16 protein-coding genes are annotated in these 22,044 nt (G+C 74.3%); 2 read left to right on the plus strand and 14 right to left on the minus strand.

All coding sequences use genetic code 11. The features are described from left to right. Positions 1 to 3 precede the first annotated feature (3 nt). The 14 genes from HWY08_RS11990 to HWY08_RS12055 all read right to left on the minus strand — a co-directional run bounded on the left by HWY08_RS11990 (position 4) and on the right by HWY08_RS12055 (position 16,593). Positions 4 to 486: a chemotaxis protein CheW gene (locus tag HWY08_RS11990; RefSeq protein ID WP_176065418.1), complete on the minus strand. Its 483-nt coding sequence runs from the start codon at positions 484 to 486 to the stop codon at positions 4 to 6. Between the two features lie 3 nt (positions 487 to 489). After that, a complete protein-coding gene (locus HWY08_RS11995; RefSeq protein ID WP_176065420.1) occupies positions 490 to 1,890 on the minus strand; it encodes a methyl-accepting chemotaxis protein in 1,401 nt (466 codons plus the stop codon). A gap of 124 nt (positions 1,891 to 2,014) precedes the next feature. Beyond that, entirely contained in the window at positions 2,015 to 2,956 is a 942-nt protein-coding gene (gene thiL / locus HWY08_RS12000; RefSeq protein ID WP_176065423.1) for a thiamine-phosphate kinase, read from the minus strand. A 22-nt stretch (positions 2,957 to 2,978) separates the two neighbouring features. After that, positions 2,979 to 4,355: an ATP-binding protein gene (locus HWY08_RS12005; RefSeq protein WP_176065425.1), complete on the minus strand. Its 1,377-nt coding sequence runs from the start codon at positions 4,353 to 4,355 to the stop codon at positions 2,979 to 2,981. Then, complete coding sequence (locus HWY08_RS12010; RefSeq protein WP_176065427.1) at positions 4,352 to 5,041, minus strand: GTP-binding protein; 690 nt, start codon at positions 5,039 to 5,041, stop codon at positions 4,352 to 4,354. The genes HWY08_RS12005 and HWY08_RS12010 overlap by 4 nt, the downstream gene beginning before the upstream one ends. Before the next feature lie 81 nt (positions 5,042 to 5,122). Beyond that, positions 5,123 to 7,162, minus strand: a complete 2,040-nt coding sequence (locus HWY08_RS12015) for an ATP-dependent DNA helicase (RefSeq protein WP_503826543.1) — start codon at positions 7,160 to 7,162, stop codon at positions 5,123 to 5,125. Next, the gene (locus HWY08_RS12020) at positions 7,159 to 7,518 is read right to left on the minus strand and encodes a hypothetical protein (protein ID WP_176065429.1); all 360 of its coding nucleotides are present in this window, start codon (positions 7,516 to 7,518) and stop codon (positions 7,159 to 7,161) included. The genes HWY08_RS12015 and HWY08_RS12020 overlap by 4 nt, the downstream gene beginning before the upstream one ends. 249 nt (positions 7,519 to 7,767) lie before the next feature. Continuing rightward, complete coding sequence (locus HWY08_RS12025) at positions 7,768 to 8,742, minus strand: site-2 protease family protein (RefSeq protein ID WP_176065432.1); 975 nt, start codon at positions 8,740 to 8,742, stop codon at positions 7,768 to 7,770. 38 nt (positions 8,743 to 8,780) lie between these two features. Then, positions 8,781 to 10,817, minus strand: a complete 2,037-nt coding sequence (locus HWY08_RS12030; protein WP_176065434.1) for a penicillin-binding protein activator — start codon at positions 10,815 to 10,817, stop codon at positions 8,781 to 8,783. A gap of 135 nt (positions 10,818 to 10,952) precedes the next feature. Next, the gene (gene dnaJ, locus HWY08_RS12035) at positions 10,953 to 12,077 is read right to left on the minus strand and encodes a molecular chaperone DnaJ (RefSeq protein ID WP_176065436.1); all 1,125 of its coding nucleotides are present in this window, start codon (positions 12,075 to 12,077) and stop codon (positions 10,953 to 10,955) included. Positions 12,078 to 12,190: 113 nt separating this feature from the next. Then, positions 12,191 to 14,011: a molecular chaperone DnaK gene (gene dnaK / locus HWY08_RS12040; protein WP_176065438.1), complete on the minus strand. Its 1,821-nt coding sequence runs from the start codon at positions 14,009 to 14,011 to the stop codon at positions 12,191 to 12,193. 13 nt (positions 14,012 to 14,024) lie between these two features. Continuing rightward, complete coding sequence (locus HWY08_RS12045) at positions 14,025 to 14,717, minus strand: nucleotide exchange factor GrpE (protein WP_176065440.1); 693 nt, start codon at positions 14,715 to 14,717, stop codon at positions 14,025 to 14,027. A gap of 123 nt (positions 14,718 to 14,840) precedes the next feature. Continuing rightward, positions 14,841 to 15,896, minus strand: coding sequence for a heat-inducible transcriptional repressor HrcA (hrcA, locus tag HWY08_RS12050; RefSeq protein ID WP_176065442.1), 1,056 nt, complete (start codon positions 15,894 to 15,896; stop codon positions 14,841 to 14,843). Positions 15,897 to 15,903: 7 nt separating this feature from the next. Continuing rightward, complete coding sequence (locus HWY08_RS12055) at positions 15,904 to 16,593, minus strand: tetratricopeptide repeat protein (RefSeq protein WP_176065444.1); 690 nt, start codon at positions 16,591 to 16,593, stop codon at positions 15,904 to 15,906. 393 nt (positions 16,594 to 16,986) lie between these two features. On the opposite strand from HWY08_RS12055, the gene HWY08_RS12060 reads away from it, so the two are divergent. Together HWY08_RS12060 and HWY08_RS12065 are read left to right on the plus strand one after the other, a co-directional pair. Beyond that, positions 16,987 to 20,796 carry a transcription-repair coupling factor gene (locus HWY08_RS12060; protein ID WP_235969593.1) on the plus strand — a complete coding sequence of 1,270 codons (3,810 nt, stop codon included), beginning with the start codon at positions 16,987 to 16,989 and terminating at the stop codon, positions 20,794 to 20,796. 185 nt (positions 20,797 to 20,981) lie between these two features. Further along, positions 20,982 to 22,034, plus strand: a complete 1,053-nt coding sequence (locus HWY08_RS12065) for a peptidyl-prolyl cis-trans isomerase (RefSeq protein ID WP_176065449.1) — start codon at positions 20,982 to 20,984, stop codon at positions 22,032 to 22,034. Positions 22,035 to 22,044: the final 10 nt, after the last annotated feature.

Here is a 22,044-nt window from a genome sequence, read left to right on the forward strand (position 1 = left end):
GCGTCAGGCGGACCTGAAGAGCGCGGCGGCGCGCGCCTCCAGCACGTCCGCGTCGAGCACCGTCACCGCCGCTCCGCGCACCTCGGCCACCCCGCGGTCGAGCCGGCCCGGCTCGAAGGCGCCCTCGCGCGGCGGCGCGAGCGGCTCCACCCCCAGCACCGAGGCCACCCACACGCCCAGCCCGCGCCGGTCGCGGTCGAGCACGAGCAGGTGACCCTGGCCCGGCCCGAGCGCGTCGGGCGGCAGCCCGACGAGCGGCGCCAGCTCCACCACCGCCACCACGCGCCCGCGCAGGTTCATGGCGCCCCGCACCGCCGCGGGCGCCCGCGGCACGCGCGCGTAGGGCGGCTGCGGCACCACCACCTCGCGCACCGCCTCGAGCGGCAGCGCGAAGCGCTCGCCGCCGGCGCGGAACACGACGTGCCGGGCGGCGGCGGGCGCCGCGCCCGGGGCGCGCTCGGCGGGGCCGGAGGCCGGCTCGGCCACGCCTCAGGCCTTCCCCAGCCGGAAGCGCGAGACGACGCTCTGCAGCTCGAGCGAGAGGTTCGACAGCTCCTGCGCCGCGCTCGCCATCTGCGCCACCGCGGCGGTCTGCTCGGCGGTGACCTTGCGCACCTGCTCGGTGGACTTCTGGTTCGAGGTGGCGACGTCCGAGATGTGGTCCATCGCCTGGACCATGTCGGCCGAGCCCTTGAGCTGGTCGCGCGCCGCCTGGCTGATGACGCCCACCTTGTCGGCGCCGCTGGCGGCGATCTGCGAGATGTCCTCCAGCCCCCGGATGATGGCGTTCAGGTCCTCGCGCCCCTCGCCCAGCACCGACACCGACTCCTTCATGGTGCTCACCACGGCGGTGGCGCGGCCGGAGATGTCGGCCGCGAGCGACGAGATCTGCTCGGCGGAGCGGCCGGCGCTCTCGGCCAGCTTCCGCACCTCGTCCGCGACCACCGCGAAGCCGCGCCCGTACTCGCCGGCGCGGGCGGCCTCGATGGTGGCGTTCAGGGCGAGCAGGTTCGTCTGCTGCGCGACCGAGGTGATGGCCTCCACGATCTTGGAGATGGCCTTGGTGCGCTCGCCGAAGGCGAACACCTGCTCGCTGGCCGCCTCGATGCGGGCGAACACCCGCTTCACCTTCTCGCCCGCCAGCCGGGCGGCCTCGCCGCCCGAGGCGGCGCCGCTGCTCGTCTCGGCCGAGGCGCGGGCGGCCTCCTCGGCGCTGCGGGCGGTGCGCTCGATGGAGGCGGCGATGTCGCCGATCACCTTGGAGGCGAGCTCGACCAGCGAGCTCTGCTCCTCGGCGCCGCTCGCGATCTTCTCCATCGAGCGCGCCACCTCGTCGGTGGAGGCGTTCACGTCCTCGGCCGAGGAGGAGAGCTCGTTGGCGCTCTCCGCCACCGACTGGGCGGTGCGCTGGATGCGCGAGACCAGGTCGCGCAGGTTCTCCTGCATGGTGCTGATGGAGAGGGTGAGGTCGTCGATCTCGTCGCGGACGTGCGGGCTGGCGTCGCTGGCGAGCGGCTTCGAGAGGTCGCCGCGGCTGATCTCGACCGCCGACTCCTTGAGCCGGGCGAGGCGGGTGACGCGGGCGAGCGCGGTGGTGAGCCCGAAGCCGATGGCGAGCGTCAGCGCCACGATGATCGTGCCGCCGAGCAGCCGGTTGGGCACGTGCTCGAACACGAGCGGCACGGCGAAGAGCAGCACCGCGCCCACCACGAGGTAGGAGAGCAGGATCTTCACCTGCAGCGAGACGGTGAGGCCGGCGGCCGGCGGGGCGGCGCGCTCGCCGCCCTCGGCGGCCCGGCCGCGCAGCGCCACCAGGTGCGGGGCGGCGTCGGTCCACCGCGCCGAGGGGCGCGTCGAGGCCGGCCGTTCTTCGCGTACGCTTCGCGCCACGTTCGCCTCTTCGCTCGGAGGAGTGTGCGCCGGGGCAGGCGCCCGCCGCGGCGAGCGCTCGAGCACCTCCGCGCAGCGCGAATCCTACGCGCCACCCGGAGCGAAGTCCAAGCGCCGGCGGGCGTCAGCGCAGGTGGTCGTGGCCGCGCGCGCGGGCGGTGTGGGTGCGCCCGCGCGCATCGAGCAGGCGCACCCCTCCACCGCCCACCAGGGCGCCGATGTGGGTCACGGCCACGCCCGCGCGCGCGGCCGCCGCGGCCACCGCGCCCGCGCGCCGGGGCGGCGCCGAGAAGAGGAGCTCGTAGTCCTCGCCGCCGCCGCAGGCGAGCGCGAGGGGGTCCTGGCCGGCGCGGGCGGCGGCGCGCGCGGGCGGCCCGGGCAGGCGCGCGAGCTCCACCCGCGCCCCCACGCCGGAGGCGGCGCAGAGGTGACCGAGGTCCTGCAGGAGGCCGTCCGACACGTCCAGGCAGGCGGTCGCGAGCCCGCGCAGCGCGAGCCCGAGCGCGAGGCGCGGCGCCGGCCGGCGCTGCCGGGCGCGGGCGGCGGCCGGCGCCTGGGGGGCGAGGCCGAGCGCCGCCTCCCCGAGCCGGCCGGAGACGAAGAGCAGGTCGCCCGGCCGCCCGCCGGCGCGGGTGAGGGCGGCGCCGCGCGGCACCGCCCCCGCCACGGTGACGGTGAGCGAGAGCTCGCGGGCGCGGGAGACGTTCCCCCCCACCAGCGCGACGCCGTGGGCGCGCGCGCAGGCGGCGAGGCCCCGCCCCACCCCCGCCAGGCGCGCCGGGCGCTCACCGCGGCGGGTCGTCAGCGCGCAGAGCGCCCACAGCGGGCGGGCGCCCATGGCCGCCAGGTCGGAGAGGTTCACCGCCAGCGCCTTCCACCCCACGTCGGCCGGGGCGAAGCGGGCGTCGAAGTGGACCCCCTCCACCACCGCGTCCACGGTGACCACCAGGTCCTCGCCGCGCGGCGGCCGCAGCACGGCCGCGTCGTCGCCGATGCCGAGCACGACCCCTTCCCCGGCGCGCGGCGCGGGGCGGGTGAAGCGGTCGATGAGCTCGAACTCGGTCACGGCGAGGGCGGTCGCCGGGAGTCTACCCCGCGTTCCGCACCGGCACCCGGGCGGCGCTGGCGGCGCGCTCGGGGAAGACGAGGGTGAAGGTGGAGCCGCGGCCGGGGGCCGAGACCGCCTGCACCTCGCCGCCGTGCGCCTCGACGAAGCTCTTCACGATGGCGAGGCCCAGGCCGGCGCCGCCGTACTCGCGGGTGGAGGACCCGTCCACCTGGTAGAAGACGTCCCACACCCGCGCCAGGTGCTCGGACGGGATGCCGATGCCGGTGTCCTGGACGTAGAGCGCCACCCGGTCGCCGCCGAGCGGGCGCGCGCCGACCGTGACCGTGCCGCCGGGCGGGGTGAACTTGACCGCGTTCGAGACCAGGTTGATGAGGCACTGCCGGACCTTCTCGCGGTCGCAGTGCACCTTGGGCAGGTTCGCGGCCGGCTCGGCGCAGAGCGTGAGGCCGCGCTTGCGCGCCTGGGGCGCGACGGTGGAGAGCGCGTCGCGGATGATCTGCCCGAGCTCGACGTCGCCCAGCACCAGCCGCACCCGCCCGGCCTCGATCTTGGTGATGTCGAGGATGGAGGTGATGAGCTGGAGCAGGTTCTCGCCCTTCTCCATGATGATGCCGACGTACTCGCGCTGCTCCTTGGTGAGCTCGCCGCCGAGCCCCTCCAGCATCATCTCCGAGTAGCCGATGACGCTGGTGAGCGGCGTGCGCAGCTCGTGGCTCATGGTGGCGATGAAGTTCGACTTGAGCCGGTCGAGCTCCTTGAGCTTGCCGAAGCTCTCCTCGAGCTGCCGGTTCTTCTCCTGCAGCTCGCGGTAGCTCTCCTGCACCGCCTCGATGTGGAGGCGGGCGGTGAGCAGGTTCTTGTGCCCGGTGAAGACGAGCACGTCGAGCAGCTCGGCGAAGTGCTTCAGGATCTTCTCGGCGGTGGCCTGCGGCACGCGCCGGATCTTCTGGAGGTAGGCGGTGGCGGCGCCGGCGTCGAAGTCGGGCGCGATGCCGGTCAGGGTGGAGGGCAGCTCCACCAGGTCGTCGGGCACGAACGGGCCGAAGACGATGCGGCCGAGGACGTCGCCCTCGTAGACCACCGGCTGCACCACGTAGCGGCAGCCGGAGAAGCAGTCGAAGGCGGTGGGCGTCGCCTCCTCCGCCACCGGCGCGCCCTTCACCTGCTGCACGGTGGCGATGCAGGCGGCCCGCCCGTCCGGCTGCTGCCAGATGTAGCCGCAGAAGTCGGCGTTGCCGACCTTGACGTCGACGAGCTTCTTGCCCTCGGCGTCGAAGACCTTGAGGCCCACCTTGTAGAGCGCGGCGAAGGAGTGGCAGACCTCGGTGAAGGACTTCACGTCGAGCAGATCGCCGAGGGCGGCGGGCTGCTGCAGCACGGAGGGCGGCAGGGTCACGGCGTGCCCCCCGCCGAGAGGCGCGTGCCGCGCAGGTCGACGTGGGAGAAGATCCGCGACAGGAACTCCTCCTCGCTGATGCGGGCGGTGCGCGCGAGCCCGATGCGCTCGTCGAGCGAGCGGTAGGTGAGCTCGAGCAGCGTGTGCAGCGTCTCGACCACGCCCTCGCCGCGGATGGCGACCGCCGGCACCACCACCGGCTTCACCACCTGCGAGAGGTCGCCGACCTCGTCCTCGCTCCGCACGTCCGGCAGGTCGCGCTTGTTGAGCTGGAGCACGATGGGCAGCTGGCGGGGATCGAGCCCGTTCGCCTCCAGGTTCTTCAGCATGTTGTTCCAGTAGGCGAGCGTGGCCGGCGCCTCGGAGCGGCGCGCGTCGGCGACGAAGGCGATGGCGTCCGTCCCCTGGAGCACGATGCGCCGGGTCGACTCGTGCATCACCTGTCCGGGGACGGTGTACAGCTTGACCTTGATCTTCATCCCGGACGAGGTCCGGAAGAAGACCGGCAGCATGTCGAAGAACAGGGTGCGATCGTCCTTGGTGTCGAGCGTCATGAGGCGCCCGCGCAGCTTGGGGTCGATCTTGTTGTGCAGCGCGTGGAGGTTGGTCGTCTTCCCGGACAGCGCGGGTCCGTAGTAGACGACCTTCAGCGCCACCTCGCGCGCCTGATTGTTGAAAGCGACCACCCGGCCTCCTGCGCGCGAGTCTAGCCCGCGGCCGTGGGGGTGATCCAGCGGGGGCGGGCCAGGCGGGCGAGCGCGCTGATGTCAGGCGCCCGCCCACCAGCGGCGGGCGGCCTCGACGCTGCGTAGCAGCGGCGCGGGCGGCAGGGTGGCCAGGAAGGCGCGGCCGTACCCTTTCGTGGTGAGCCGCCGATCCAGCACGGCCACCAGCCCCCGATCCCGCCGGGTGCGGATCAGGCGACCGAACCCCTGCTTGAGCGCCAGGGCGGCGGCCGGGACGGAGAGCTCGGAGAAGGCGTCGCGCCCCTCGGCGGCGAGCGCCTGGCCGCGCGCCGCCAGCACCGGGTCGGTCGGCGGGGCGAAGGGGAGCTTGTCGATCACCACCAGCGAGAGCGCCTCGCCCGGCACGTCCACGCCTTCCCAGAAGCTCTGGGTGGCGAAGAGCACTGACGGCTCCTCTCGGAAGGCGTCGAGCAGCTTCGCCTTGGGTCGCTCGCCCTGGAGGAGGAGCTGGTAGGGCAGGTCGGCCAGCGCCTCGCGCAGCGCGTTCATCCCGCGCATGCTGGTGGAGAGGACGAACGCGCGGCCGCCGGTCACGGCCACGAGCTCGCGCACCGCCGCCGCCGCGGCCGCGGTGAAGGCGGGGCTCGCCGGCTCGGGGAGACCGTCCGGCACCACCAGCGCCGCCTGCCGCGCGTAGTCGAAGGGCCCGGGGAAGATGGCCTCGTCCACGTCGAACTCGGGGGCGAGGCCCACCTCGCGCCGGAAGTAGTCGAGCCGGCCGCCGGCGGCGAGCGTCGCGCTCGTGAAGACGGCGGTGTCGACGCGGCGGTAGAGCCGCTCCACCAGCTCCTCCGCCACGTCGACCGGCACCGCGCGCAGGAACACCCCGCGGCCGCGCGCCTCGGCGAAGTGGACGCGCGAGGGCTCGGCGAGCGTGGTCACCGCGCGCAGCTCGACGCGCAGCTCGGCCGCGCGCCGCCCGATGGCGGCGAGCGCGGTCGCCTCCGCGTCGGCGAAGACCTCGCGCACGTCCTCCAGCGCGCCGTCGAGCCGCGCCTGGTCGGGCTCGAGCGGGCCGAGCAGGTCGTCGGAGAGCGCCACCTTGAGGTCGCCGCGGGCGGCGGGTCCCGCCCCCCTCGCCCCGCGCCACGGGGCGAGCGCAGGGGCAGCCGGAGGAGGCTGCCCCGGAGCGAGCGGGGAGTATGAGGGGGCGCGCCCCCTCATCTTGGATGAAGGGCTCGAGCCCATCCGCGCCGCCACCCCGGCGAAGAAGCGCTCGCCGGCCTTCTCGAGCTCGCCGGTGCGGTCCTTCACCAGCCGCATGAGGTCGGGGCGGTCCGCGACCGCCCGCACCGCGTCGCGGGCGAGGTCGTCCACCCGGTACGAGGAGACCGACAGGCCGAAGTAGTCGGTCGCCACCTCGGAGAGCGCGTGCGCCTCGTCGAAGATGACGGCGTCGTAGGGCGGCAGCACCTCCACCCCGGCGCGCGAGGTGCGCAGGACCAGGTCGGCGAAGAAGAGGTGGTGGTTCACGAGCACCACGTCGGCCTGGGCGGCGCGCGCCCGCGCCAGGGTGACGAAGCACTCGTCGTGGCGCTGGCACTCCTTGCCGAGGCAGGTCTCGCCCGAGGCGGAGAGCTCGCGCCAGGCGCCGTACTGGTCCGGCAGGTCGATCTCGCTCCGGTCGCCGGTGAGCGTCGCGCGCGCCCACTCCTGGATGCGCGGCCAGAGCGCCGCCTCGCCGCGGCTCTCGAAGGTGGGGCGCTCGGCGAACTTGGCCCCGCGCTCGAGGCAGTAGTAGTTGGCGCGGCCCTTGAGGTAGGCGGCCTCGACCTCCAGCCCCGCCCTCTCGGCGAGGAGCGGCAGGTCGCGCTGCCAGATCTGCTCCTGGAGCGTCTTGGTCGCGGTGGAGATGATCACCTTGCGGCCGGAGAGCGCGGCCGGGACGAGGTAGGCGAGCGTCTTGCCGGTGCCGGTGCCCGCCTCGGCCACGAGGTAGCGACGCTCGCCGAGCGCCCGCTCGACCGCGCGCGCCAGCTCGAGCTGGTCGTGCCGGTGCTCGTAGCCGGGGAGGCCCCGGGCGAGCGCGCCGGCGGGGCCGAGCACGTCCTCGAGCGTCACGGCGCTCCACCGGCGGCGCGGCTGAGGCGGAGGAAGGCCCAGGCGACCGCGGCGACGGTGCCGCTCGCCAGCGCGAGCATGAGCAGCCGGCGCAGGCCGGGCGAGACGCGGCGGGGCGGCTTCGTGCGCGGCAGCTGCGAGAGCGCGACCACTGTGGCGCGCCGCACGATCTCGTCGCGCCAGCGCGCGGCGACCGGGTCCGCCGGCGCCGCGTCGAGGGCCGCCTTGTAGCGCCGGCCCGCCTCGGCGAGGCCCTCGAGGTCCGGGTGCCGGTCGAGGAACGCCCGGTGCGCCGCCTCGTCCTCCCAGCGCGCGCGCACCTCCGCCCAGGCGGCGTCGACCTCCGTCGTGTCCATGGCAGCGGAGAGTCTAAGCGCAACGCCCGTTCAGAGCGAAACGGGTCTTCGTACGCAGCCCGGCTCCGAGCGGGGCGGCGGGGTGGCCCTCCGGCGGTGCTCGGCAAACGACCTGCCGGTGCAGCGCACCGTTCGTTGGGCGCGGCCTCCCGCAGGTCGGGCCTGCGCTCCGGCGAAGGGCCACCCCGCCACCCCCTGGCGATCGCGGCTGTCCGCGCGGACGTGCTGCATGCGTACGCAGCGTGACCGCTACAACGACACGGGTACCGGGATGAAGGTGCCCAGGAACAGGAGGATGGAGGCGACCGCGACGAGCTTCCGGCCCGGCGTGAGCGGCTCCTCGACCAGCGCGGGCGGGTGGTCGTAGCCGACGAAGAAGCGCGTCACCCCCCACCACAGGAACCAGTTCCAGGAGACGAGCAGGCCGGCGAGGAGGAGGCCGAAGGAGACGGCGCGAGAGAAGCGGCGCGCGCCCCGGCGGCCGAGGAGCGCGTAGGTGACGTGGCCGCCGTCGAGCTGGCCGAGGGGGATGAGGTTCAAGGTGGTGATGAAGAGGCCGATCCAGGCGGCGAAGGCGACCGGGTGCAGGAAGACGTCGTGGCCGGGCGGCAGCTTGCCCCAGACGAGCCGCTGCACGCCCCAGGTGATGAAGCTGTCGCCGTAGTGCTGCACGCCGGACGTCAGGAGCGCCTCGCCCTTCAGGTAGCCGGCGAGGAGCTGGACGAGCCCCATGCGCTGCCCCTCCAGCACCACGTCGCCGACCGGCTGGACCACCGAGTGCGCGAGGCCCCAGAAGAGGAGCGGCAGCGCCACCGCGAAGCCGGCGAGCGGCCCGGCCGCGCCGATGTCGAGCGTCGCCGTCCGGCTCGGCAGCGCCGAGCGGATCCGGATCACCGCGCCGAAGGTGCCGACCGGCCCGACCGGCACGGGGATGAAGAAGGGCAGGGTCGAGTCGACGCGCCAGGCGCGCGCGAGCAGGTAGTGCCCCATCTCGTGGCAGAAGAGGATGCCGATGAGCGCGGCGGCGAAGGGGAGGCCGGCCACCGCCACCGCGGCCGCCTGCGCGGCGGCCGTCGCGAGCCAGCCGCCGCCCGCCTCCGGCAGCCGCAGCGCCGTCCACTGGGCGCCGGCGAGCAGCGTCGTCACCACCGTGGCGGCGAAGAGCGCGAGGTTGAGGACGGGGACGCGGGCTTTGGCGCGCGCGGGCGCCAGGGCTTCGTGCATGTCGGCCGCGATCTAACGCCGGGGGCGGCGGCGGGCCGTCAGAACCCGCCCGAGCCGGGCGCGGCCAGCTCGGAGGGGGTGAGCTCGCGCACGGCGCCCTTGTCCACGGTGAGGAAGAAGAGCGGCTTCTCCACCTCGCGCCGGGCGTCGAAGGCGAGGTCGCCGGTCGCGCCCGGGTAGGCCTTCACCGCCGCCAGGGCGTCGCGCACCGCCTCGCGGTTCGCCGCCCCGCCCTCCACCGCCCGGCGCACGAGGCCCGCGGCGTCGAACGCGCTCGCCTCCAGGATCGAGGGCGGGTGGCCGTACTTCTGCTGGAAGGCGGTCACGAACGCCTTGGTGGCCGGCCGCTCCGAGGCGGCGAAGAAGCCGTCCACGAAGATGGCGCACTCGACGTACTTCCCCGCCCGCTCGACGAGCGACGGGTCGTCCCAGCCGTTCGCGCCCAGGAGCTGCACCGGCTTCAGGTCCTCGCGCCCGGTGGTCTTGCGGATGCGCTCCACCTCGCGCGGGTCGCAGGTCTGGGTGACGACGTCCTCCACCGCCAGCGCCGGCGCCACCAGCGCCACGTTCTTCGCGAAGTCCGGGATGAAGACCGCGTCGAAGTCGGTGATGGGCGGGAGCCGCTCGCGCAGCTTCTCGAGCGCCTTGCGCCGGCGGAACGGGTCCTTCTCCTGCTCGAGGAGCGCCTTCACCTGCTCCAGGTAGTCCTGGCGCTCGTCGAGCCAGAGCTTCCCCACCATCCCCTTCACGATGGGGGCGAAGGTGGTGCGGTCGTGCTCGTAGCTCTCCGCCGCCCGGACCTCGCCGCCGCGCGCGTCGACGTCGTCCCAGAACGCCTGGGCGAGCTCCTGGCCGTAGGCGATCTGCGGCCAGAGCAGGGCGAAGCGCCGCATCCCGCGCCGGCCCATGGCGAGGTCGGTGAGCGCCTTCGCCTGCGCCTCGGCGGTGAGCATGTTGCGGAAGACGTAGGGCCCGGCCTGGGTGACGCTCTCGGCGCGCGACAGCGACAGGAACGGAAGGCCCTCCTCCTGCGCCGCCTGCGCGGCCCGCGGCGCCTCGGCGCCGACCACGCCCCCCAGCGCCGCCACCGCGCCCTCCTGCGCCAGCTCGGCCACCGCCTGCTGCGCGCCGTCCGGCTCGCCGCGGGTGTCCTTCACCAGGATCTTGAACTGGTCGCCGAGCGCGAGCGAGACGCCTTGCAGCACCGCCTCGCCCCAGCCCTTCTGCTTGCCGGAGAGCGGCACCGCCACCCCCACCGTGCGCGGGTCGGCGTGGCCGCGCCGGGCGAGCCGGTCGACGAGCGCGCGCGCCTCGGCGGCGTAGGGCGAGCCGGGGTACCCCTGCGCCAGCTCCTGGGCCGCCCGCTGCGCCGCGGCGTCGTCGTGCAGGTGCAGCGCCACCTTGGCGAGCTTCATCTTCACCGCGGGCGCGAGCGGCGCGTCGCGCGGCAGCTCCGCGTCGAGCGCGCGCAGGTCCTCGAGCGGCAGCGCGTCGAGGTGGTCCACCGCGCGGGCGAGCGCCCGCGACCCCTCCTCGCCGGCGGTGACGCGCGCCACCTCGCCCCACCAGCGGGCCGCCTCCCGCGGGCTCCTCGCCGCCTCGGCGGCGCGGGCCGCCTCGCGCGCGGCGGCGGGCCGCTCGGCCTGCGGCAGGCGGTCGTAGAGCGAGGCGAGCGAGGTGAGGGCGTCCTTGGGCCGGCCGCCTTCCGCCTCCGCCAGCGCGAGCTGGTACTTGGCCTGGTCGGAGCGGGGCGAGAGCGGGAAGCGGGTGAGGAGCTGGCCCAGCGCCGCCTGGGCGCGGTCCGGCCGCTTCGCGGCGCGCCAGCGGACGCCGGCGTCGTAGAGCGCCTCCGCCGAGGCGGGGACCTCGCCGTAGCGGGCGGCGAGCGCCTCGAGCTTCTCGGCGGTGGCCGCCTGCGGCTCGTTGGGCGCGCCCGCCTCCACCCGCGCGAGCTCCGCCCGCGCCTGCGCCTCGGCGTCGGCGGCGCTCAGCTCCTGCCCGTTCACCACGACGCGCTTCGGGCAGGCGCAGAGTACGAAGAACGCGGTGAGGAGGAGCCGGGGCAGCGGGCGCATGGGGGAAGGTTCTACTGCGATGCGGAGCGGGGGGACAGCGCGCGGTGTCGGCCGCCTGCTCTCCCCGGCCCTGCCGGGTGGGTATCCCGCTCGCGCGGGGCGAGGGGCTGAGACTCACGGTCCGCGACGCGGGCCCTACGCCTTCCCGATGAGGTCCCCGACCTTGGCCCAGAAGCTGCGGGACTGCGGGTGCGTCTTCTCGCCGGAGAGCGCGGCGAACTGCTCCAGGAGCTCCTTCTGCTCCTTGGTGAGGTGCGTCGGCGTCTCGAGCACCACGCGCACGTGCTGGTCGCCGCGGGGGCCGCCGCCGAGGGTGGGGATGCCCTTGCCGCGCAGCCGGAAGACCTTCCCCGACTGCGTCCCGGCCGGGATCTTCATCGCCACCGGCCCGTCGAGCGTCGGCACCTGCACCTGCGCCCCCAGCGCCGCCTGCGCGAAGCTGATGGGCATCTCGCAGACGACCTCGGTCTCCTCGCGCCGGAAGATGGCGTGCTCGCGGACCTGCACCACCACGTAGAGGTCGCCCGGCGCGGCGCCCGGCTGCGGCGCCGGCTCGCCCTCGCCGCCGAGCTTGAGGCGCGTGCCGGTGTCCACGCCGGCCGGCACCTTCACCTCGACCTCGGCCTCCTCGCGCGTCATGCCGGCGCCGCCGCACCCCTCGCACTTCTCCACCAGGATGCGCCCGGCGCCGCTGCAGTGCGGGCAGGTGCGGGCGATGGCGAAGAAGCCCTGCTGCAGCCGCACCTCCCCGGCGCCGCCGCAGGTGGGGCAGGTGCGGGGCTGGGTGCCCGGCTTCGCGCCCGAGCCCTTGCAGACCTCGCAGCGGCGCGGGCGCGGGATGCGGATGCGGGAGGTGGTGCCGAAGGCCGCCTCCTCGAAGCCGATCTCGAGGTGGTAGCGCAGGTCGGCGCCGCGCGGGCGGCCACGGGCGCGGCGGCCGCCGGCCCCGAACATCTCGCCGAAGATGTCCCCGAAGATGTCGTTGATGCTCGCCCCGGCCGCCCCGCCGAAGGGGAAGCCGCCCTCGAACGGGTTCTGGCCGTTGGCGTGGCCGAAGCGGTCGTAGCGGGCGCGCTTCTCGACGTCGGAGAGGACCTCGTACGCCTCCGAGGCCTCCTTGAACCGGTCCTCGGCCTGCTTGTCGCCCGGGTTCTTGTCCGGATGGAACTGGTGGGCGAGCTTGCGGTAGGCGGTCTTCAGCTCCTGCTCGCTCGCCTCGCGGCCGACGCCGAGGACCTCGTAATAATCGCGCTTTTCCACGTCGTTCCGGTAGGTTGGAGGGCCGGGCGCGCTGGCGCCGGCCGCAATGTAACGCACGGGCGGACGCTGGCAATCCGCCCGGGCGCCCGCGCCCGCGGGAGCGCCCCCGGCCGCTAGCCCTGGCTCGACGCCGCGTAGATGGCGTCGGCGATGCGGTAGGCGGAGCCCTCCAGCCGGACGAGCGCGTCCTTGATGGCGACGGGATCGCTCGACGGGAGCGTCTGCTTGAGCGCCTCCAGGTCGGCCCGGATCTCCTCCAGGTCTTCCTTCTTCAGCGCGCTCGCGTACTCCTCGAGGCTCTTCTCGGTGGTGTAGATGAGCCCCTCGGCGTTGTTCTTGAGCTCCGCCAGATCCTTCTTCTTCTTGTCGTCGGTCTTGTTCGAGTCCGCGTCCTTGATCATCCGCTGGATCTCGGCCTCGTTGAGGCCGGAGCTGGCGGTGATGCGGATCTGCTGGCTCTTGCCGGTGCCGAGGTCCTTGGCCGAGACGTGGGCGATGCCGTTCGCGTCGATGTCGAAGGTGACCTCGATCTGCGGCACGCCGCGCGGCGCCGGGGGGATGCCCACCAGCTCGAAGCGGCCCAGCGTCTTGTCGTCGGCCGCCATGTCGCGCTCGCCCTGCAGCACGTGGACGGAGACGAGCGGCTGGTTGTCGACCGCGGTCGAGAAGACCTGCGACTTCTTGCAGGGGACGGTGGTGTTCTTCTCGATGATCTTGGTGAACACGCCGCCGGCGGTCTCGACGCCGAGCGAGAGCGGGGTCACGTCGAGGAGGAGGACGTCCTTCACCTCGCCCTTGAGGACGCCGCCCTGGATGGCCGCCCCGACCGCCACCACCTCGTCGGGGTTCACGCCCTTGTGCGGCTCCTTGCCGAAGAAGCGCTTCACCACCTCCTGCACCTTCGGCATGCGCGTCATGCCGCCGACCAGGATGACGGTGTCGAGCTGCTGGGCGGTGAGGCCGGCGTCGCGCAGCGCGATCTTGCACGGCTCGACCGTCTTCTCGATGAGGTCGCCGACGAGCTGCTCCAGCGTCTGCCGGTCGATGGTCTCGGCGAGGTGCTTCGGGCCGGTCGCGTCGGCGGTGATGAAGGGCAGGTTCACCTCCGTCTCGGTCGCGCTGGAGAGCTCGTGCTTGGCGCGCTCGGCCGCCTCCTTGAGGCGCTGCAGCGCCATCCGGTCCTTCTTGAGGTCGACCCCGGTCGCCTCCAGGAACCGCTTCGACAGCCAGTCGATGAGCCGCTGGTCGAAGTCCTCGCCGCCGAGGAAGGTGTCGCCGTTGGTGGCCTTCACCTCGAACACGCCCTGGTTGAGCTCGAGGATGGTGATGTCGAAGGTGCCGCCGCCGAGGTCGTAGACGGCCAGCTTCTCGGAGGCCTCCTGGCCCTTGTCCACGCCGTATGCCAGCGCGGCGGCGGTCGGCTCGTTGATGATGCGCAGCACCTCGAGCCCGGCGATGCGGCCGGCGTCCTTGGTGGCCTGGCGCTGGGCGTCGTTGAAGTAGGCGGGGCAGGTGACGATCGCCTCGGTCACCGGCTCGCCCAGGTAGTCCTCCGCCGTCTGCTTCATCTTGGCGAGGACCATGGCCGAGACCTCGGCCGGCGAGTACCGCTTCGCGCCCACCTCGACCCAGCCGTCGCCGTTCTCGTTCGGCACCACGCGGAACGGGACGAGCGAGGCGGTCCGCTTCACCTCGGCGTCCTCGAACTTCCGGCCGATGAGGCGCTTCACGACGTAGACGGTCGACTCGGGGTTGGTGATGGCCTGCCGCTTCGCGATCTGGCCGACCAGCCGCTCGCCGCCCTCGGTGAGCGCCACCATGGAGGGCGTGGTGCGCGAGCCCTCGGAGTTGGGGATGACCACCGCCTCGCCGCCCTCCATGACGGCGACGCAGGAGTTGGTCGTCCCGAGATCGATCCCGATCACCTTGCCCATGTGTTCCCCACGCTCAGGTCCCCTCGGAGGGTGACCCACGCGCCCCCGCGGGCGCCTCGGCCGCGCTCGCCCCGGCCGAGACGACCACCGCCGCCGGCCGGATGAGCCGGTCGTGCATCGTGTACCCGCGCTGCTGCTCCTCGATCACCTGCCCCGGCGCGACGTCCGCGGTCGCGACGGTCATGAGCGCCTCGTGCAGCCGCGGGTCGAACCGCTCGCCCTTGGCCGAGAAGCCCTTCACCCCGAAGCGCGACAGCGCGTCCTCGAACAGCCGCCGCGTCATCCCGACCCCGCTCGCCACCGGGTCGCCCTCGGGCGCGGCGGAGAGCGCGCGCTCCAGCGCGTCGAGCACCGGGAGGAGCTCCTTCACCAGCCGCTCGTTCCCGTAGCGCTGGACGTCGTCCTTCTCGCGCGCCGCCCGCTTCTTGTAGTTCTCCAGGTCGGCCGCGGTGCGCAGGAGCCGGTCGTGCTCGTCCTTGAGCTGCTCGAACACCTTGCGCGCGCGCTCCTGGGAGAGCTCCAGCTCGGCTCGGAGCCGCTCCACCTCGCCCGGCGCGGCGGCCGGCGCCGCCGCGGGCTCCACCTCCACCTCCAGCTCCGGCGCGAGGGCCGGCGCCGCGCGCCGCTCGACCGCCGCCAGCGCCTCCGCGACGGCATCCGCGGGGATGTCGGCCGAGAAGGCGCCTTGTTCCTTGCGATCGGGCATGGAGTACCGAGGACGGGTGGCCCGCGCGGGCGGGACGGCGTCCTCATTGTGACATACGCTCCGAGCGGGGAACAAGCCGCGCAACCCGGCGTCACCGCTCCGGATCCGCTCCGGCGGGGAGGGTCAGGGCTCCTCGCCCCCGGAGAGCGCCCGGGAGATCTCGCGCGCGGTGAGCGCGACGAGCGGGATCACGCGCTCGTACTTCATGCGGGTGGGGCCGATCACCGCCAGCGTCCCGAGCACCTGGTCGCCGCGGCCGTAGGGCGCCGCCACCACCGAGACGTCCGGCACGCTCGCGAGCTCGCTCTCGGCCCCGATGAAGATCTGCACCTCGCGGGCGCGGAGCACCTTGTCGAGCACGCGCAGGATGCGGTCCTTCTCGGCGAAGGCGCGGAGCAGCGCGCGCGCCTTCTGCACGTCGGCGAACTCGGGCGCGTCGAGGAAGCTCTCCTCGCCGTCCACCAGCACCTCGCCGCCGGCCAGCGAGGCCGCCCCGAAGCTCCGCTCGGCCAGCGCGAGCGCCTTGGCGACGAGGCCCTGCAGGGCGCCCTGGTCCTCGCGCATGTCGGCCAGGATGCGGTCGCGCAGGGTCGCGAGCGGCCCGTCGCGCAGCTTCTCGTTGAGGTAGTTCGCGGCGCGCTCGAGCTCGCCCGCCGCCGCCGGCGCGTCGAGCTGCATGAGCTTGTTCGTGACGAGGCCCGCCTCCGACACGAACACCACCAGCACCCGGCTCTCGCGCAGCCGCACGAACTCGACCTGCCGGATCGGGTCGTCCACCGGCCGCGGGGTCGTCACCACGCCGGCGTGGTGGGTGAGCGAGTGGAGCACCCGCGCCGTCGACTCGAGCAGCGTGTCCACCGCCGCGGGGTCGTGCGCCACCTTCTCGATCTGCTCGCGCTCGGCGAGCGGCGGCGGGCGGATCTTGAGCAGCGCGTCGACGTAGAGCCGGTAGCCGGCCTGGGTGGGGATGCGGCCGGAGGAGGCGTGGGGCTTGGTGAGGAAGCCGAGCGCCTCGAGGTCGGCCATCACGTTGCGCACCGTGGCCGGGGAGCAGTCGAGCTCGTGCCGCGCGAGGAGCGGCTGGCTCGCCACCGGCTCGCCGGTGTGGATGTAGTCCTGCACCAGGACGCGCAGGATCTCGCGCGCTCGCTGGGAGAGGCTCGACGTCTCCGAGGCCATCGGCGACCTAGGGCCCCTCGAGGTGCCGCGCCGCCGCCTGGGCGAGCGAGGTGAAGCGGCCGCGGGCGAGCTCGCGCCAGCGCGCCTGGGCGAGCGCCGCGTCGCCCGACGCCTCGGCCACGAGCGCGTCGAGGTGCTGGCGCGCCTCGGGGTAGAGGAAGACGAGCTCGCGGCGCGCGGCGCCGGAGCGGTCGGCGTCGAGCGCCGCCTGCAGCGCGGCCGCGGCGGCGATCCGGTCGCCGCGGGCGTCGGCGAGCAGCGCCAGCGCGTAGTGCGGCTCGGGGCGCGCCGGGTCGACGGCCCGCGCCGAGTCGAGGTGCGCCTGCGCCGCCGGCAGGTAGCCGTCGAGCGCGTAGAGCTCGGCCAGGTTCACGAGCGAGGCCTGCTGCTCGCGGGCTCCGCCGCGGGCGAGCGCCTCCTCGAACAGCTGCCGGGCGGCGTCGAACCGCTCCTGGGCGGCGTAGGTGACGGCGAGGTCGTTGAGCGCGCCGGGCGCCTCCGGGTCGCGCGCCAGCGAGGCCTCGAGCGCAGCCCGCGCCTCCTGCAGCCGGCCGCTCCGCAGCGCGGCGGAGGCGGAGGGGACCGCCACCGCCGCGGCGAGCGGCGTGCCCGCCGACGGGGGCGCGGGCGCGTCGAGCGCTCCGCCGCAGGCGGCCAAGACGAGGCCCAGGGCCGGGATGAGGCGCGCGGCGCGCATGCGGGGGGAGGCTGCTCCTCTCGCGGGCCCGGCCCGTCCGAGCCAGGCGCCGCCTTGCGTTGAGTCTAGCGACCGCTCTCCAGCCGATCAAGAAAGGGGGATGTCCGCGCACCACCGGGGCGGTGCTGCGGCGCGGTGCGGAATCCCCCGCCGGGTCGCCCGCGGTGCGACGGCACCGCCTGGCCCCACCCGGGACGGCGCCGGGGAGGGGGCGGGCGCGCTCCGCGCCCGGGCGTTAGAATGTGAGAGGCACCCGGACGCGGCGTGGATCGGCGCGGGCGCATCCTCGAAGTCCCACCGGACCTCGGCGACGCGGGCGCGGCGAAGGACGGCTCGCGACCGGGTGCTTTTTCGCGGCCGCCCGCCGGAACCTCACCTAAGATGCCGCCCCCCGTGGCCTTTCCCCAGAGCGACGCCGAGCGCGGCCCCGCCGCCGCGACGCCGAAGGACCTCCTCGAAGCGCTCGCCAGCCGCCGCGCGGCCGATGTGACCGGCCTCTCCGCCGCCGCGCGCGGCTGGGTGGCGAAGGAGCTCCTCGGCCGCTCGCGGGGCGCCGGCGCGAAGCTCCTCCTGGCGGTGACGCCCGGCGAGGACGAGGCGGACGAGCTGGCCCGGGACCTCGGCTTCTTCCTCGGGGGCGCGGCCGGCGATCCGCCGGCGGTGCTGCGCCTCCCGGCGGATCCGGTGCTGCCCTACGACGACCTGTCGCCGGACCGCGCCCTGGAGATGGACCGGCTGGCGGCGCTGGGGCGGCTCTTCCTCGCGCCCTCGTCGGTCAAGGCGGTGGTGGTCTCGGCGCGGGCGCTGGCGCGCCGGATGGTGCCGCGGGCGGTCTTCGAGCGCTACACCGAGCTCCTGGGGAAGGGCGTCAGCGTCGACCGCGAGGCGCTGGCCGCGAAGCTCGTCAGCATCGGGTACACGCGGGTGCCGCTGGTGGAGGACCCGGGCACCTTCGCCGTCCGCGGCGGCATCATCGACCTGTGGAGCCCGCTCGAGGAGAAGCCGGTCCGGCTCGAGCTGTTCGGCGACGAGATCGAGAGCGTCCGCGCCTTCGAGGCGGAGGGCCAGCGGACGCTGGGCGAGGTGGCCGAGGTCACGGTCGGCCCGGCGCGCGAGGCGCTCTTCACCGACGAGGCGCGCGAGGCCGCCAAGGCGGCGGTGCGCGAGGCGGCCGAGCAGGTGGACCGCCCCACCTCCCGCGTGCGCGAGGTGCTCGAGGCCATCGACGCCGGCACCCCCTTCTTCGGCCTGGAGGCGCTCCTCCCCGGCTTCCACCCCGGCGGCCTCGCCACCCTCTTCGACTACCTGCCGGCCGAGGTCGTGTGCTGGGTGGACGGCGCCGAGGCGGTGTCGGGCGCGCTCTCGGAGCTCGAGGCCGAGCTCGCCCGCGAGCACCAGGCGACGCTTGGGCGCGACGACCTCGCCCTGCCGCCGCGGGCGCACTTCCTGGCCGCGGCGGAGGCGGAGGCGGCGCTCGCCGCCCGGCCGGTGGTGCGGCGGCACGGCGTCTGGCTCGGCGCCGGGGAGCCGCTCCGCTTCGACTTCGGCGACACCGCCTCGCTGCGCGGCGAGATCCAGGGGGCGCACGGCGACGAGGGCGCGCTGGCGCCGCTCTCCCGCCGCCTCGAGGACTGGCGCAAGCGCGGCCTCGCCGCGGTGGTCGCCTGCTCCTCGCGCTCCGCCGCCGACCGGCTGAAGCGCCTGCTCGAGGACCGGCGCATGGCGGCGCGCTGGCACGACGGGCCGCTCGGCGACCCGGCCGCGCTCTACGACCCCGGCGTGCACGCGCACCTCCTCCTGGGCGAGGTGTCCGGCGGGTTCGTGGACCCGCCGGCGCGGCTGGCGCTCCTCTCCGACGAGGAGATCTTCGGCCGGCGGGTGAAGAAGCGCGCCCGCGCCACCAAGCTCGAGAACACCTTCGCCGCCGCCTTCCGCGAGCTCAACGAGGGCGACCTGGTCGTCCACGTCGAGCACGGCATCGCCCGCTACCAGGGCCTCACCAAGATGCAGATCCGCGGGGTGGAGGGCGACTTCCTCGTCCTCGCCTACGAGGGCGCCGACCGGCTCTACCTGCCGGTCTCGAAGCTGCGGCAGGTCCAGAAGTTCACCGGCGCCTCGCCCGAGGCGATGCGGCTCGACCGGCTGGGCGGCAGCTCCTTCGCGCTGCGCAAGGCGCGGGTGAAGGAGCAGCTCCTCAAGATGGCGGCCGAGCTGCTCGACCTGTACGCCGCCCGCTCCGCCCACCCCGGCTTCGGCTTCAAGGAGCCGGACGAGATCTACCGCGAGTTCGAGGCCGAGTTCCCGTACGAGCCCACCCCCGACCAGGCGAAGGCCATCGAGGACGTGCTGGCCGACATGACCGGCCGGCGAGCGCAGGGGCAGGCGGAGAAGCCTGGCCAGGAGCGAGCGGGGGGTCCGGGGGGGCTTCATCCCCCCGGTACGAAGCCTCCCATGGACCGCCTGGTCTGCGGCGACGTCGGCTACGGCAAGACCGAGGTGGCGATGCGCGCCGCCATGCTGGCGGTGCTCTCGAAGAAGCAGGTGGCGATCCTCGTCCCCACCACCGTCCTCGCCGCGCAGCACGAGCGCAACTTCCGCGAGCGCTTCAAGGGCTATCCGGTGCGCATCGAGGCGCTCTCCCGCATGAAGGAGGGGGACGAGATCCGCGCCGTGCTGAAGGACGTCGCGGCGGGCAAGGTGGACGTCGTCGTCGGCACGCACCGGCTGCTCGCCGCCGACGTCTCCTTCAAGGACCTCGGGCTCATCGTGGTGGACGAGGAGCAGCGCTTCGGCGTCGCGCACAAGGAGCGCCTCAAGAAGCTGCGCAAGCTCGTCGACGTGCTCACCCTCACCGCGACGCCCATCCCGCGCACCCTGCACATGAGCCTGGCCGGCGCGCGCGACCTCTCCATCATCGCCACCCCGCCGGAGGACCGGCGCGCCATCCGCACCTTCGTGATGAAGTTCGATCCGCTGGCGGTGAAGGAGGCGATCGAGCAGGAGCTGCGGCGCGGCGGGCAGGTCTACTTCGTCCACAACCGCGTCCGGTCGATCGCGGCCATGGAGAAGTTCCTGCACGACCTCGTGCCCAAGGCGCGCGTCGGGGTCGCGCACGGGCAGATGGGCCAGCACAAGCTCGAGCAGGTGATGGGCCGGTTCGTGGAGCGGGAGCTCGACGTGCTGCTCGCCACCTCGATCATCGAGAGCGGCCTCGACATCCCGGCGGCGAACACCATCATCGTGAACCGCGCCGACCACTTCGGCCTGGCGCAGCTCTACCAGATCCGCGGCCGCGTCGGCCGCAGCCGCGAGCGCGCCTACGCCTACCTGCTCGTGCCGGCGCGCCGGCCGGTGACGAAGGACGCGCAGAAGCGGCTCGAGGTGCTGCAGCGCTTCAGCGAGCTCGGGGCCGGGTTCAAGATCGCGAGCCACGACCTCGAGATCCGCGGCGCCGGCAACCTGCTCGGCAAGGATCAGTCCGGCCACATCGAGGCCATCGGCTTCGACCTCTACGCGCAGATGCTGGAGGAGGCGGTGCGGGAGCTCAAGGGCGAGGCGCCGCGGGAGGACATCGACCCCGACGTCCAGCTGCCGCTCCCCGCCTTCATCCCCGACCCCTACATGCCGGACGTGCACCAGCGCCTCTACTTCTACAAGCGCTTCGCACAGGCCGGCACCGACGAGGAGCTGGACGAGATCCGGGCCGAGATCGTGGACCGCTACGGCGACCCGCCGGACGAGGTGGACGCGCTGCAGGCGGTGATGCAGGTGAAGGTGCGGCTGCGCGCGCTGCGCATCCGGGGGCTCGAGGCGGGGCCGGGCCGGATCGTGTTCACGCTCGGCGACGCGGCCGCGCTCGACGCCTTCCAGCTCGCGAAGCGGGTCCAGGCGAGCCAGGGCGCGCTCCGGCTCACCCCGGACATGAAGCTCGTCGCCCACGTCGCGCCGGACGGCAAGCTCCGGGCGCCGGCGGCCGCGAAGGCGCCCGCCGCGACCACCGCGCCGCGCCCGACCGCGGCCGCCGCCAAGGCGGCGCGCGCCCAGGCGGTGCAGGCCGCCATGCAGAAGGCGATCGCGCAGGCGCGCCCGGCCCCAGCCGCCGCGCCGGCCGGCCTCACCCCGGCGCAGGAGGCGGCGCAGGGGCGTGAGCTCCTCCTCGGCGTGCGGACCGTCCTCGCCGAGCTGGCGAAGGTGGCGAGCTGACGCCGGGCCGGGGCGCGGAGCGCGGGCTCATGCCCGCCGCGGCCGCGCGCTTAGTTGATCCCTTGACCGGACTGTGCTTTTTGTTGCCGGCCCCGCCCCACCCGGGCCGGCCGCCGGAACAAGCCGGCCGGACCGCGCGTTTCAGGGGGTCGCCACTTCCTCACCCACCACAGGAGCATCGACCCATGTTCCGTAGAGCCTCTCTCGTCCTCGCGCTCGCGGCTGCGCTGGCCTGCTCGAAGGGCCCCGCCAAGAAGGGCCCGGTCGTCGCCTCGGGCGGCGGCGTCACCATCACCGCCGACGAGCTCAAGGCCCGCCTCGACGAGCAGTCGCCGATGATCCGCGCCAGCTTCCAGAGCGCCGACCGGAAGAAGCAGTTCCTCGACAACATGATCCGGTTCGAGCTGCTGGCGAAGGCGGCCGAGAAGGAGGGCCTCGCGAACGACCCGGACGTCCAGTTCACGCTGAAGAAGGTGATGGTGTCGAAGTACTACCAGCGCTTCTTCCAGCAGGACCCGGGCGCCGCCAAGGGCGTGCCCGACGCCGAGGTGCAGAAGTACTACGACGAGCACCCCGACGAGTATCACCGCCCGGCGCGCGTCCACCTGGCGCACGTGTTCTTCAAGGCCGAGCCGGGCAGCCCGGAGCGCGCCAAGAAGGCGGCCGAGGCGAAGAAGCTCCTCGCCAAGGTCCTCGTCGACGAGAAGAAGAACCCGACGGCGCTCTCGACCGCCGCGCGCGAGGCCTCCGAGGACGAGGCGACGAAGCAGGTGGGCGGCGACCTCGCCCTCAAGACCGAGGCCGAGCTCACGCAGGCCTACGGCAAGGCGTTCGCCGACGCGGCGCTCAAGCTGAAGGACAACGAGACCTCGCCGGTGGTGGTGGAGGGCGCGCACGGCCTGCACCTCGTCCGCGCGCTGGGCCGCCAGCCGGAGATGAACCGCACCTTCGAGGAGGTGAAGCCCCAGATCGCGGCCCGCCTCTCGAGCCAGAAGAAGACCAAGGACTTCGACGAGTTCGTGAAGAAGCTGCGCGAGGACGCCCACATCCAGGTGAACGACCAGGAGCTCGAGAAGGTCGCCGTCGCGGCCGCCCCCGCGGGCGGCGCCATGGGCGGGATGATGGGCGGCGCGATGATGGGCGGCCCCATGGGCGGCGCGCCGCACGGCGCGATGCCCCAGCGCCCGGGCGCGGCCACCGCGACCCCGGCGCCCGCCGCGCCGGCGCCGGCCCGGTAGGCGCGCGACG

Source organism: Anaeromyxobacter diazotrophicus, assembly GCF_013340205.1.
Classification (GTDB): Bacteria; Myxococcota; Myxococcia; order Myxococcales; family Anaeromyxobacteraceae; genus Anaeromyxobacter_A; species Anaeromyxobacter_A diazotrophicus.

Bases quoted from the DNA above. Each gene is read 5' to 3' on its own strand.
- HWY08_RS12020 (WP_176065429.1), bottom strand. From the start codon at position 7,518: ATGGACACGACGGAGGTCGACGCCGCCTGGGCGGAGGTGCGCGCGCGC.
- HWY08_RS12025 (WP_176065432.1), bottom strand. From the start codon at position 8,742: ATGCACGAAGCCCTGGCGCCCGCGCGCGCCAAAGCCCGCGTCCCCGTC.
- HWY08_RS12030 (WP_176065434.1), bottom strand. From the start codon at position 10,817: ATGCGCCCGCTGCCCCGGCTCCTCCTCACCGCGTTCTTCGTACTCTGC.
- dnaK (WP_176065438.1), bottom strand. From the start codon at position 14,011: ATGGGCAAGGTGATCGGGATCGATCTCGGGACGACCAACTCCTGCGTC.
- HWY08_RS12045 (WP_176065440.1), bottom strand. From the start codon at position 14,717: ATGCCCGATCGCAAGGAACAAGGCGCCTTCTCGGCCGACATCCCCGCG.
- hrcA (WP_176065442.1), bottom strand. From the start codon at position 15,896: ATGGCCTCGGAGACGTCGAGCCTCTCCCAGCGAGCGCGCGAGATCCTG.
- HWY08_RS12055 (WP_176065444.1), bottom strand. From the start codon at position 16,593: ATGCGCGCCGCGCGCCTCATCCCGGCCCTGGGCCTCGTCTTGGCCGCC.
- HWY08_RS12065 (WP_176065449.1), top strand. From the start codon at position 20,982: ATGTTCCGTAGAGCCTCTCTCGTCCTCGCGCTCGCGGCTGCGCTGGCC.